Origin of the sequence: Spongiibacter nanhainus, assembly GCF_016132545.1 — a bacterium.
GTDB classification, from domain to species: Bacteria; Pseudomonadota; Gammaproteobacteria; order Pseudomonadales; family Spongiibacteraceae; genus Spongiibacter; species Spongiibacter nanhainus.
In genome coordinates this window covers 3,251,224-3,264,050 of record NZ_CP066167.1, presented here as the reverse complement: position 1 = coordinate 3,264,050, position 12,827 = coordinate 3,251,224, and the positions used below count along the sequence as shown (strand labels likewise).

The following is a 12,827-nucleotide window of genomic DNA, read 5'->3' as shown; positions in this document are numbered from 1 at the left end:
GATGAAGCGATTGGCCGCTTTACTACTCACCCTGACAGTTTCGTCATTTACTCATGCTGCAGACAGCTTCAAAGTCTGTTGGTCCATCTATGTCGGTTGGATGCCCTGGGGCTACGGCGCCGAGCAAAAAATCGTCGACAAGTGGGCTAAAAAATACGGCATTGAGATCGACGTCGTACAAATCAACGACTATATCGAATCCATTAACCAGTACACGGCTGGTGGCTTTGACGCCTGCACCATGACCAACATGGATGCATTGACCATTCCCGCTGCGGGTGGGGTTGATAGTACCGCATTGGTGGTTGGGGACTTTTCCAACGGCAATGACGGCGTGGTCCTCAAAGCCTACGATGACCTTAAAGACATCAAAGGCCAAACCGTTAATCTGGTTGAACTGAGCGTGTCCCACTACTTACTGGCTCGTGGCTTGGAAAGTGTGGGCATGAGCGAGGCCGATGTGAAAGTAGTGAATACCTCTGACGCCGATATGGTGGCGGTATTCCCCACCGCTGGTGTGACCTCAGTGGTGACCTGGAATCCTCTGCTCAGTGAAATCCTGGAAATGCCCGGCGCCAACAAGGTGTTCGATTCCTCCGATATCCCCGGTGAAATCATCGACCTGTTGGTGATCAACACCGAGACGCTGAAAGCCAATCCCAAACTGGGTAAGGCCCTGACCGGCGCCTGGTATGAGATCATGGCCACCATGAGCGACAGCGGCAAAAAAGGCATCGCTGCCCGCACCGCAATGGGTGTGGCTTCCGGCACTGATTTGGCTGGCTATGAAGCGCAATTGGCCAGCACTGAGATGTTTTACGATCCCGCCGACGCAGTGAAATTCACCAACAGTGCCCAGCTCAAAGAGACTATGAAGAATGTGGCGGAGTTCTCTTTTGCCCACGGCTTGTTGGGTGAAGGTGCGCCGGATGCGGGCTTTATCGGTATTGAAACCCCGGCGGGTGTGTTCGGTAACCCCGGCAATATCAAGTTCCGCTTTGATCCCAGCTATATGCAGATGGCCGCCGACGGCGAATTGTAAGGCTTGCGGGAAGGTGGCGGCGGACATGAAAACCATGTCCGCCCTACGGTTCGGTAGGGCGGACATCGCATCACTTGTCCGCCGAATATCGACGGCAACACCATGGCTTACAGGCTCAACGCGGTACGCCCTCCATTCTTAACAACAGCGGCGATTCTATGAAACGTCTGATTAACCAGTCCCCCAACCGCGTGTGGCGCATCGGTTTGGCTCTGCTGCCCTTTGCCCTGCTGTTGATGCTGTATATTTCAGCATCTGAAGCGCGGCTGGCGGAAAACAGTTACGACAAGCTACTGCCTAGCTTTCAGCAAATGGGTGACGCCATGTATCGCCTGGCCTTTGAGCCCAGCAAGCGCACTGGCGAATACCTGTTTTGGCAAGATACTGGCAGCAGCCTGCAACGGCTGGGAATCGGCATGTTAATCGCTGCGTCTTTAGGGATGGCGTTTGGGTTAATGACTGGCGCACTGCCATTGGTGGGCGCGACATTTTCTCCGCTGCTTACAGTGATCTCCCTGGTGCCACCCATGGCACTGCTGCCGATTCTGTTTATTGTTTTTGGTCTGGGCGAGTTGTCGAAAGTGGCTTTGATCGCCATAGGTGTCACGCCTTTTATCGCCCGTGATATTCAGAAGCGGGCGCTGGAAATCCCCCGGGAACAATTGGTCAAGGCCCAGACCCTGGGCGCCAACTCCGGACAAATCATTGTGCGAGTGCTGATCCCCCAATTGATGCCGCGTCTCATCGATGCCGTTAGGTTGTCGCTGGGCACCGCCTGGCTGTTCCTGATTGCGGCGGAGGCCATCGCCTCCACCGATGGTCTCGGTTACCGAGTCTTCCTGGTACGACGTTATCTGTCGATGGACGTTATTCTGCCTTATGTGGCCTGGATAACACTGCTGGCCTTTGTTATCGACTATGCGCTGGTCAAAATCAGCCGTTTTGCCTTCCCCTGGCACGCGCAGCAGGAGGGCAAGTAATGATTGAGATCGAGCATATCTGGAAGCGTTACGGCGATAACGTGATCCTGGAAAATATCTCTGCCACTGTGAAGGAAGGCGAGTTTATTACCCTGGTGGGAGCGTCCGGTTGCGGTAAAAGCACCTTTCTGCGCATGTTGCTGGGCACCGAGTCTCCCAGCCAGGGTGAGATAAAAATCGATGGCAAGCCGATCCCGGATGAGCCCGATGCCGAGCGCGGTGTGGTATTCCAGCAGTATTCGGTATTTCCCCATCTTACTGTGTTGGAAAATGTCGCCATCGCCAGAGCTTTCGAGAAAACCCGCCTTGGCTTTCTGTTCGGCGCCGCAAAGAAAGCCGCCCGCGATGAGGCCGCCGCACTGTTGGATATTGTTGGCCTCAGTCACATGCGCGACCGCTACCCAGATGAACTTTCCGGCGGGATGCGCCAGCGTCTGGCCATTGCCCAGGCCTTGATTCTCAAACCCCGCATCTTGTTGCTGGACGAGCCCTTTGGTGCCCTGGATCCCGGCATCCGTGCCGATATGCACGACTTGGTACTGGATCTGTGGCGCAAGCACAAACTCACGGTGTTTATGGTGACCCACGACCTTAAAGAAGGCTTCCACTTGGGAACACGGCTTTGGGTATTTGACAAACTCAGAGTCGATCCGCAGAGCCCCAATGCCTATGGCGCCGGCATTACCTACGACTTGCCGGTGGGGGAAACCGGCGACGAGTTGTTAAAAGAAATAGATGAAAGTCTGTCGATGACATCGACGGAGGAACTGACACATGGTTAGTGATCACATGGAAACTTATCACACTGAAATCGCTCCGGGCGGGCACTGGTCCCTGGAGTTGCGCCGGGGAACGCAGCTTACCCTGACCGACCTTACTGGCTCAGGCAATGCCGGGATGCTGTTCTACAACCCCCGCAATCCACTGGAGCGCTACAACGCCCCGGATACACTGAAATGCCAGCATACCTTCAAACTCACCCGGGGCCACTGCCTGTATTCGGATATGGGGCGGATATTCGCCTCGGTCACTGCCGATGATAGCGGTTGGCACGATACCGTTTGCGGCAATGCCAATGCCGAGAATGTGGCCGGCAAATGGGGGCGGCGAGATTACCAGCGCGATCGCAACGACTGGCATCAAAACGGCTACGACGCCTTTCTGGTGGAACTGGCCAAGTATGGCCTCAGCGGCGCCGATATGGCGGCCAACATAAACTGGTTTAGCAAGGTGGTCACCGACGCCGATGGCAATATGGCACTGGACGACAGTGCCAGCAAGCCGGGAAGCAGCGTTACCCTGCGCTTTGAAATGGACACGCTGGTGCTTATCCACGCCTGCCCCCATCCCCTGAAGCAAGCTGACGCTTACCCCCGTTGCCCGATTGGCGTCACTCTGAGCAAAGCCGAGCCCATGAGCGATGACGATATTTGCCTTAACCACTGCGACGAAAATCGTCGTGGCTTTGCCAACAACGCCTTGTACCACTTAGGGGCCTGATCATGATTAAAGAAAGCCAACTAAACGCCAGCGATGCCATCGCCAGAGACGTGGTCGACGCTGGCGACTACTACTTGAAAAAAGTGTGTGCCGGACAGACCGTCCGCATCCTCGATCTGGAAGGCAACCAAGCCGCCGATACCCTGTTCTACAGCGCCGATAATCCCAGTGAGCGGTATAGCGCCACCGATACCATCCGCGAGCAGGGCAACGTCTACCTCACCGCCGGCAGCGTACTGCGCAGCAATGAAAACCGGCCCATGCTGGAAATCGTTGCCGATACCTGCGGTCGTCACGACACTCTGGGCGGCGCCTGCGCCACCGAAAGCAACACCGTGCGCTACGACCTGGAAAAACGCTGCATGCATGCCTGTCGGGATAGTTGGATGCTGGCGATCGCTGAGCACCCTGAATACGGGCTCAGTAAGCGGGACATCACCCACAACATCAACTTTTTTATGAATGTGCCCATTACCGAAGAAGGGGGACTGACCTTTGCCGACGGTATTTCGGCGCCGGGTAAGTATGTGGAGTTAAAGGCCTTGATGGATGTGTTGGTGTTGGTGTCCAACTGCCCGCAGTTGAACAATCCTTGTAATGCTTACAATCCAACGCCAATTGAGATGATTGTTTGGGATTGATTCCAGAATGTTGGGGGGGGGGAGGCGGTGAGCGATTTTATTGACTCTGTCGGGTTTGTATTGGCATACGGCTGGCACGGTTTTCGCCCTGCTGGGCGACTGACTTTCTCTTTGCTTGTCCAAAGAGAAAGTAAGCAAAGAGAAAAGACACCCTGCAGTGCCGCTGCTGGCAAAAAGACGCCAGCAGTTCCTTGCGCTTCTCGGGCCAAAACGGGCGCTGCGGAACTCGCTTCGCTCAAACAGTCCTCGCGCTTATTCCGTTTTGTCCCTGCGATGCTCAGCGGCCCTGAAGGGGCCCGGGGGTGCCACATTGAGAAAATGGTGTTCTTCTCTCGCTAGTGGCACCGGGTTTGAATCCCCTTTGAGCTCGCCGAGCATCGCAGGCATTCAATGAAAGGCTTTTAGCGAGGACTGTTTGAGCCGTCAGGCGAGTTCCGCAGCGTTTTCATTGAATGGCGAGAAGCGCAGGGTAGCCGAAGGCCGAGCGATAGGGGTGTGCTTTTCTTGCCTACTTCTTTTTCACACAAAAAGAAGTAGGTCGCCCAGCAGGGCGAAACTCTTGCTATGGAATAGCAAATACACTCTCGACAGAGTGCCCAACAGGGCATCGCCCAAAAAAACACCACCCCACAAGGGTAGAAAAAAACCTAAACACTGCCTGTGGACGACCACAGACAAAATGAAAACCCTGCGGGACGGCCCGCAGACAGGAGATCATGTTTAGCAAAGTTCTCATTGCCAACCGCGGTGCCATCGCCACCCGGATTATCCGTACCCTCCAAAAGCTCGGCGTGCAGGCGGTGGCGGTTTACGCCGAAGCCGATGCCCGCAGTCTTCATGTCCGCCAGGCTGACGAGGCCTATTCTTTGGGAGAGGGGGGCGCTGCCGACTCCTACCTCAATAGTCAGAAAATCCTCGAGATCGCCAAGGCGTCTGGCGCCGGTGCTATTCACCCCGGTTACGGTTTTCTCAGTGAGAACGCCGATTTTGTCCGTACCTGTGAAGCTGCCGGCATCGCTTTTATCGGGCCGACACCCGAGCAGATGGAGGCTTTTGGTCTAAAACACCGGGCCAGGGAAATCGCTGAGCAGGTGGGCGTGCCTCTGCCACCGGGAACGGGATTGCTGACCAGTGTTGAAGAGGCGCTGGCCGCCGCTCAGGGCATCGGTTATCCAGTAATGCTTAAGAGCACCGCTGGCGGTGGTGGTATCGGCATGCAAGTGTGCGAGAGCGATGCGCAACTGCGTGAGGGCTTCGACAAGGTTAAAACCCTGGGCAGCAATAATTTTTCCGATGACGGTGTGTTTCTAGAAAAGTTCGTTGCCCGGGCGCGGCACATCGAGGTGCAGGTGTTTGGCGATGGCGAGGGCACGGTGGTCTCCCTGGGTGAACGGGACTGCAGTGCTCAGCGCCGCAACCAAAAGGTGGTGGAAGAAAGCCCGGCGCCTAACTTATCCGATGAAGTGCGCCAGACCCTCCATCGCCGCGCCGAAGACTTGCTGTCGGCGGTGAAGTATCGCAACGCCGGCACCGTCGAGTTTATCTATGACCAAGACAGCGAGGCCTTTTACTTTCTCGAGGTGAACACCCGTTTGCAGGTAGAACACGGCGTTACCGAAATGGTGTGGGGTGTGGACCTGGTGGAATGGATGGTGCAACTGGCGGCAGGTGAGCTGCCGTCTTTAACAAATTTAAAATCCGAGCTGTCACCTTCCGGCCATGCCGTACAGGTGCGGGTTTACGCAGAGGATCCATATCGCCAGTTTCAGCCCTGTGCCGGTCTGCTCAGCCGGGTGGATTTCCCAGCGGCCATTGACAGGGGGCGGTTGCGCATTGATCACTGGCTGGACAGCGGGCTGGAGGTCTCACCGTTTTTCGACCCCATGCTGGCCAAGGTGATAGTCCACGCAGATAGTCGCGACAGTGCTATCGACGGGGTAAAGCAGGCGCTAAATGAGAGTGAGATCTATGGCATCGTCACTAACCTCGACTACCTGGTTGGTTTGCTGGATGACAGCCATTTACGCGCTGGCACCTTAACCACGCGCTACCTGAACGATCTGGCCTATCGGCCCGCTCGTATCGATGTGCTTCAAGCCGGTACACAAACCACTATCCAGGATTATCCAGGACGCCGTGGCTACTGGGATGTTGGTGTGCCGCCATCGGGGGCCTTTGACAATTATTCCTTCCGACTCTGTAACCAGCTGCTGGGCAATAGTCCCGGTGTGGCGGGGCTGGAAATCACCCTTCAGGGTCCAACGTTGCAGTTTAGTTGCGAAACAAAGATTGTGATTGGTGGTGCGGTTTTGCCAGCTGAGCTGGACGGAGAGCCACTGGCATTGTGGCGGCCCGTTTGCGTTAAGGCAGGGCAAACTCTGCGGTTGGGGCGTATCCAAAGCGGTGCCAGGGCTTATCTTACAGTAGCAGGGGGAATTCACTGCCCGGATTATCTGGGGTCCAAGTCCACCTTTACTTTGGGCCAGTTCGGCGGTCACAACGGTCGCGCCCTACGGGTAGGTGATGCCTTGGCGATCTCAGAATTTGCCCAACCGTTGCAGACCAAGCCCGACTCAGACTTGCCGCTGCCGGATATCGGTGGGCAATGGCAGCTGAGGGTGATTTACGGCCCCCACGGCGCGCCGGACTTTTTTACCGACAAGGATATCGAGACCTTTTTCTCTGCCGATTGGGAAGTGCACTACAACTCCAGCCGCACCGGCATTCGCCTGATCGGTCCCAAGCCACAATGGGCGCGAAAAAGCGGTGGCGAAGCCGGCATGCACCCCAGCAATATTCACGACAATGCCTATGCGTTTGGCACCGTGGATTTTACCGGTGATATGCCAGTGATATTGGGTCCCGACGGTCCTTCCTTGGGGGGCTTTGTGTGCCCGGCCACGGTGATCACTGCCGACCTTTGGAAGCTGGGGCAACTCCGGGCCGGAGATAAATTGCGTTTTGTTCCGGTATCGATGGATGAGGCGGTGGCTGCCGAAGGGCACCAGCAGCAGTGTATCGCTTCGCTGTCTGGCCCTGCTGAGACACCGACTCAAATTCAGCCCTTGGCCTCGCCAATCGTGCAGCGCTTGTCTGCGGACGATTACGGTGACGAGATTCTCTACCGTGTCGCCGGCGATCAATTTTTGTTGGTGGAATACGGACCACTGGAATTAGATATTCGGCTGCGTTTTCGCGCCCACGCTTTGATGCAGCACCTGGAGGCAAACCCGATACCCGGTATTGAAGAAATGACACCGGGAATTCGCTCACTGCAGATTCACTACGACGCGCAACAGTTGGCCCTGGCTCAGCTACTGGCCGAGCTTAAACGTATAGAAGGGGCGTTGTGCGGGCAGTTAAATCAGTTGTCCGTTCCCTCCCGGACGGTGTACCTGCCCTTGAGCTGGGATGATGAAGCCTGCCGCCAGGCCATTGCCAAGTACGAGCAGTCGGTGCGGCCGGGTGCCCCCTGGTGCCCCAGTAACTTGGAGTTTATTCGTCGTATCAACGGCCTGGACAGCATCGATGCGGTTAAGGAGATTGTCTTCGATGCTTCATATCTGGTGATGGGCTTGGGCGACGTTTATCTGGGGGCGCCGGTAGCTACGCCGGTGGACCCCCGCCATCGTTTGGTGACCACCAAGTACAACCCGGCCCGTACCTGGACTGCGGAAAACTCCGTCGGTATCGGCGGCTCTTACCTGTGTATCTATGGCATGGAGGGGCCGGGGGGCTACCAATTCGTCGGTCGTACCCTGCAAATGTGGAATCGCTACCGCCGCACCGCGGCCTTCAGTAAACCTTACCTACTGCGTTTCTTCGATCAGGTGAAATTCTTTGAGGTGAGCCAGGAGGAGCTACTGCAGATTCGCCAGGATTTTCCGTTGGGTCAATACGATATAAAAATCGAACAAGGCGAGTTTTCATTGGCGGACTACGACGCCTTGCTGGCGGATAACCGCGAGGCCATTGCCCAGCACACCCAGCGTCGGGAGCAGGCCTTTAGCGAGGAGCTGGCGCGCTGGCACGCCGATGGACAGTTCCACTACCAAGCGCCGGAGGTGACTCAGTCCACCGAGGAGGTGGCGTTATCCGAAGGCGAGCTACCCGTGGATAGCTCGGTGGCGGGTAGCGTCTGGAAATGGTTGGTGAAAGAGGGAGACACCGTTGTGGCCGGACAAACGCTGTTATTGCTGGAGTCGATGAAGATGGAAATCGCTATTGCCGCCCCGGAGGGTGGTCGAGTGAAAAGTTGCTTATTGAGAGAGGGCGCCGGCGTGGCGGCAGGGCAGATGGTGGCGATTGTGGAGGCCTCAGCATGAACTTAACACTGACGGCATTGCAAACGGGCTACCGCGACGGCAGTTTAACTGTCCGCCAACTGGTCGATACAATCCAGCAGCGCTGCGAGCAAACAAGTGATTACAATATCTGGATTCACCGGCTAAGCCAGGCTGAGCTTGAGCCCTATTTACAGCACTTGGAGGACGTAGCGCCGGACAGCTTACCCCTTTACGGCGTGCCCTTTGCTATCAAGGACAATATCGATTTAGCGGGTATACCAACGACAGCAGCCTGCGAAGCGGCTCGACACATACCCGAGCAGTCGGCTTTTGTGGTGAATAAACTGATTGAAGCCGGCGCTATTCCTATCGGTAAAACCAACCTCGATCAGTTCGCTACCGGCTTGGTAGGTACCCGCTCAAACTGGGGAGCCTGTAAAAATAGCCACGATCCGGAAATGATTAGCGGTGGATCCAGTTCGGGATCCGCAGTGTCTGTGGCCCTCGGTCTGGTGACCTTTTCCCTGGGTACCGATACCGCCGGCTCCGGCCGGGTGCCAGCCTGTCTCAATAACCTGGTGGGAGTCAAACCCAGTATCGGTTTGCTGTCAGCCACCGGCATGATGCCGGCCTGTCGCACACTGGATTGCATGACTATTTTTGCTTTGCACAGTGACGATGCCCACGCGGTGCTTACCATAGCCGAAGGTGACGATCCCGCCGATGCCTACAGCCGCCCCAATCCTTTTGCCAATTCACCCAGGCATTACGGCCATCAAAACGGTCCCCTTAAACTGGCTGTTATGAAACAGGAGCAGCTGGAGTTCTTTGGTCATGAAGGCTATGCCCAGTGCTACCAACAGAGCCTGGCGCAGATCGCTGATAGCGGTATAGAGCTGGTTGAAGTGGACATGGCCGCCTTTATTGAAGCCGCCAGACTACTCTACGAAGGGCCGTGGGTGGCGGAACGCTACCTGGCTACCCAGCCCTATATCGATCAACAACCCGAGGCCCTGCTGGACGTCACCCGGACCATTATCGGTGGCGGAGCCGCTCCCAGTGCCCGCGATGCCTTTAGCGCCCAGTACCGCCTCAAAGCGCTGCGCAAGCAGGCTCAAGCCGTACTGGACAGTGCCGATGCGCTTCTGACCCCCACCACGCCGCGGCCCTACCGCATTGACGAGGTGCAGGCCGATCCGATTCGCCTCAATAGCCATATGGGGCACTACACCAACTATATGAATTTGTTCGATTTGGCTGGGGTGGCAGTGCCCACTGGCTTTACCGACGCCGGTTTTCCCTTCGGCCTGACTTTGGTGGGTGAAGCCTTTAGCGACCGGCGTTTGCTGTCTATCGCCAACCGCCTGCAACAACTGTTTCAGCTGCCGCTGGGCGCAAAGCAAGCCGAGTATCAAGCCCTGGCTGCCAAGCCCAGTGGCGGCGACCTCCGTATAGACGTGGTGGTGTGTGGCGCCCATTTAGAGGGGCAGCCCTTAAACTGGCAGCTCACTGAACGGGGTGGTCGCCTGAAAAGTAAAACTTTATCGGCTGCGCAGTACAAACTCTATGCTCTGGCGGGAGGGCCGCCATTTCGCCCCGCGATGGTAGTGGCGAACGAGGGCGGCACTGCTATTGAGGTGGAGGTCTGGTCCTTGCCCTCCTCCGAGTTTGGAAGTTTCACGGCGGGTATCCCTGCACCATTAGGTATCGGCAAAGTGATGCTAGAGGATGGCAGTCAGTGCAGCGGTTTTATATGCGAAGCTGCGGGGCTGGCGGGCGCCACTGACATTAGTCACTACGGGGGGTGGCGGGCCTACCTGGCGGATCGGCAAAAATAGGGGGCGCTGTCCCCTAGCGGTGGCGCAGAAACAGGGGATAGTGCTTTTTAACGAAGGTCTGTTCCTTTATCACATGGTGAAAGGTAACGCCATCGCTGAGTAAAACCACCACGCCGCGCGCGTCCTGACGCAGGACTTCGCCACTGATGGTTTCGCTTTCGCCGTCGCTAAACAGAATCTCGCCGCTGACGGGATCGCCCTTTGCCCAGGTCTCACCCTCGGCAGGCGCGATCACCACGCTTTTTTCCGATAGCTCCAGCACCGGGTAGCTGCGGCCGTCGTGGTCGCGGAAGGGTGGTTGGGCGTCCTCGGGGTAGGGCAGCCGATAGTAGCGTCGCCGTTGTACTGGCTTGTCGTCCTCGTCGCTCATTGCCGTGTTCGCCATTATTGGGTTTATGGTGAGATCATACGGTTTGTGACTAAAAATGGAATGGGGGTTCGATGAATCTGGAGTCGATAAGGCAGCGCTGTCCCTACTGTGGTGAAGTGATTGAGCTGTTGGTGGACCCCTCAGCGGGGCTTCAGCGCTACACTGAGGATTGTGAGGTGTGCTGTCGCCCAATGGTGGTGTGCGTTGAGGGGGGAAATGAGTGGTCCGATGACGGGCTTGACAGCGGTGGTGCCGCGGTAACGGTGTTGTCTGAAGACGAGGCCGGTGGTCTGTAGAGAACGTTTTATAAAATTTATCCTGATACTTGTGGCGCTCGCTACGTCTATCTCCCTGACACCACCTAAAACAGGGAGATTACCCGATGACACTTACTCACAAACCGGCGGTCCTTTTGATATCCGCCATCGCGCTAGTGGCCTGCCAACACCACCAGGATCACCAAGCCGAACACTACAAGCGACCGGTGGTCGGTGAAGTCAGGACAACGGAAGTCATTCAAACAGAGGCCGACGATCAGTCCGCAAGCGGTTCAGGTAAGCGCCTCACGGGGGAGTTGCGGCCGGAAGCCATCGCTGTCGCGCCCAAAGCCTCGTCTCCGGCCCAGCTCCGAGCAATGTCCTACGCCCGCCCCAGTGTCATGCCGGGGAGTGTTGGCGCAGTGTCGCCATCAGGAGATCAGTATGAAACGCTCTACGAGGGTGGATACCGTGATCCGCTGCTGTCCCCGCTGTCCACCTTCGGCCTGGATGTGGATACCGCGTCGTACAGCAATATGCGCCGACATATTCAGAGCGGTCAGCTGCCCCCTGCCGATGCACTGCGCCTGGAGGAACTGCTCAATTACTTTGATTATCCTCTGCCGACGGTGAGTGGTGAGCATCCTGTTGCGCTCCATACCAGCCTGGGTGCCGCGCCCTGGGACAGTACGAAAAAACTGGCCATGGTGCAGGTGAAGGCGCGGGATTTGGACGATCGGCAGGCTCGCCCCAATCGCTTTGTGTTTCTGGTGGATACCTCAGGCTCAATGCGTGGCGAGGACCGTTTGCCGCTACTGAAAAAAGCGTTTCTGGCGCTGACTGAACGCCTGGACGCTGACGACCGGGTGGCAATCGTGACGTATGCCGGCAGCGCCGGCGTTGCTCTGCCAGCGGTCAGTGGTAAGGATAAAACCGCCATCTACCGGGCTCTACAGTCGCTGGAGTCGGGGGGTTCGACAGCGGGAGCCCAGGGTATTTTGACGGCTTACCAGCTTGCCCGCGCGCAATTCGACCCCAATGCTAACAACAGGGTGATATTGGCCACCGATGGCGATTTTAATGTTGGTCCTCGACGCACTGGCGACTTGGTTGAGCTGATTGAGCAGCACCGGGATCAGGGTATTTACCTCACTGTATTGGGGTTTGGCCACGGTAATCTTGGGGACGGCCGGATGAACCGCATTGCTGGACACGGCGACGGCAATTACTACTATATCGACAGCGAGCTTGAGGCGCGCCGGGTGCTGGTAGACAAATTACAACGCAGCCTCACCACGGTAGCCAAGGACGTTAAAATACAAGTCGAGTTTAATCCCAGGCAGGTTGCCGCCTACCGTTTGCTGGGTTATCAAACCCGTCGCCTGGCGGCTGAGGACTTTAAGGACGACCGCAAAGATGCCGGCGATCTTGGTGCTGGACAGGTGGTCACAGCACTGTACGAAATTCAACCTGGCCAGGCTGGGGAGGTTGCAACGGCGCTGCGGTATCAGCAAGGTCGCAGAGCGAATACGGGCCGCAGTGATGAGCTGATGTGGGTAAAATTGCGTTACCGTTCACCGGCGGGGGGCACAAGCCGGGAGATTTCATCGGTGCTCAAAGAGGGGGATTCTCAGGAATCCGATAACTTGCGGTGGGCGGCGACAGTCGCCGAATTGGGGTTGTTATTGAAAGACTCTGAATTCCGCGGTCAGGCCAGTTACAGTGGGGTGATTCGTCGAGCCGAAGCCTTGCTGGAGAACAGTCGCGGTGGCGCGGAAGATGACCTGCGGCGGGAGTTTGTGGGTTTGGCGCGCCAGGCCGACTTGTTGTGGCAGCGCAGGGCGGACAGCGCTTTATCTGTCCGCCGTTGACGTGGTTGTTTTCTTCGGCGTACATACACAGCGATGTACGCC

At 56.8% G+C, this 12,827-nt stretch carries 10 protein-coding genes; 9 read left to right on the top strand and 1 reads right to left on the bottom strand.

The annotated features are described in order from the left end of the window. Nucleotide 1 precedes the first annotated feature (1 nt). From I6N98_RS14995 to atzF, 7 genes are all read left to right on the top strand, one after another. The gene (locus tag I6N98_RS14995; protein ID WP_198569140.1) at nt 2–1,042 is read left to right on the top strand and encodes a putative urea ABC transporter substrate-binding protein; all 1,041 of its coding nucleotides are present in this window, start codon (nt 2–4) and stop codon (nt 1,040–1,042) included. A 158-nt stretch (nt 1,043–1,200) separates the two neighbouring features. Further along, nucleotides 1,201–2,022, top strand: a complete 822-nt coding sequence (locus I6N98_RS14990; protein WP_198569139.1) for an ABC transporter permease — start codon at nt 1,201–1,203, stop codon at nt 2,020–2,022. After that, nucleotides 2,022–2,804, top strand: coding sequence for an ABC transporter ATP-binding protein (locus tag I6N98_RS14985; protein WP_198569138.1), 783 nt, complete (start codon nt 2,022–2,024; stop codon nt 2,802–2,804). Before I6N98_RS14990 ends, I6N98_RS14985 begins: the two co-directional genes overlap by 1 nt. After that, complete coding sequence (locus I6N98_RS14980) at nt 2,797–3,522, top strand: urea amidolyase associated protein UAAP1 (protein WP_232787358.1); 726 nt, start codon at nt 2,797–2,799, stop codon at nt 3,520–3,522. Before I6N98_RS14985 ends, I6N98_RS14980 begins: the two co-directional genes overlap by 8 nt. A 2-nt stretch (nt 3,523–3,524) precedes the next feature. After that, the gene (locus tag I6N98_RS14975; RefSeq protein WP_198569137.1) at nt 3,525–4,163 is read left to right on the top strand and encodes an urea amidolyase associated protein UAAP2; all 639 of its coding nucleotides are present in this window, start codon (nt 3,525–3,527) and stop codon (nt 4,161–4,163) included. A 716-nt stretch (nt 4,164–4,879) separates the two neighbouring features. After that, the gene (gene uca, locus I6N98_RS14970; RefSeq protein WP_198569136.1) at nt 4,880–8,488 is read left to right on the top strand and encodes an urea carboxylase; all 3,609 of its coding nucleotides are present in this window, start codon (nt 4,880–4,882) and stop codon (nt 8,486–8,488) included. After that, on the top strand, nt 8,485–10,287 hold the full coding sequence (atzF, locus tag I6N98_RS14965) for an allophanate hydrolase (RefSeq protein ID WP_198569135.1): 1,803 nt from the start codon (nt 8,485–8,487) through the stop codon (nt 10,285–10,287). The genes uca and atzF overlap by 4 nt, the downstream gene beginning before the upstream one ends. Nucleotides 10,288–10,300: 13 nt before the next feature. On the opposite strand, the gene I6N98_RS14960 is transcribed toward atzF, so the two are convergent. Beyond that, nucleotides 10,301–10,657 (bottom strand): hypothetical protein, encoded by a 357-nt coding sequence (locus tag I6N98_RS14960; protein WP_198569134.1) that lies wholly within the window; start codon nt 10,655–10,657, stop codon nt 10,301–10,303. Between the two features lie 71 nt (nt 10,658–10,728). Between I6N98_RS14960 and I6N98_RS14955 the strand changes: the two genes are divergently transcribed. Together I6N98_RS14955 and I6N98_RS14950 are read left to right on the top strand one after the other, a co-directional pair. Continuing rightward, nucleotides 10,729–10,953, top strand: coding sequence for a CPXCG motif-containing cysteine-rich protein (locus I6N98_RS14955; protein WP_198569133.1), 225 nt, complete (start codon nt 10,729–10,731; stop codon nt 10,951–10,953). Nucleotides 10,954–11,039: 86 nt separating this feature from the next. Then, nucleotides 11,040–12,785 (top strand): vWA domain-containing protein, encoded by a 1,746-nt coding sequence (locus I6N98_RS14950; RefSeq protein ID WP_198569132.1) that lies wholly within the window; start codon nt 11,040–11,042, stop codon nt 12,783–12,785. Nucleotides 12,786–12,827: the final 42 nt, after the last annotated feature.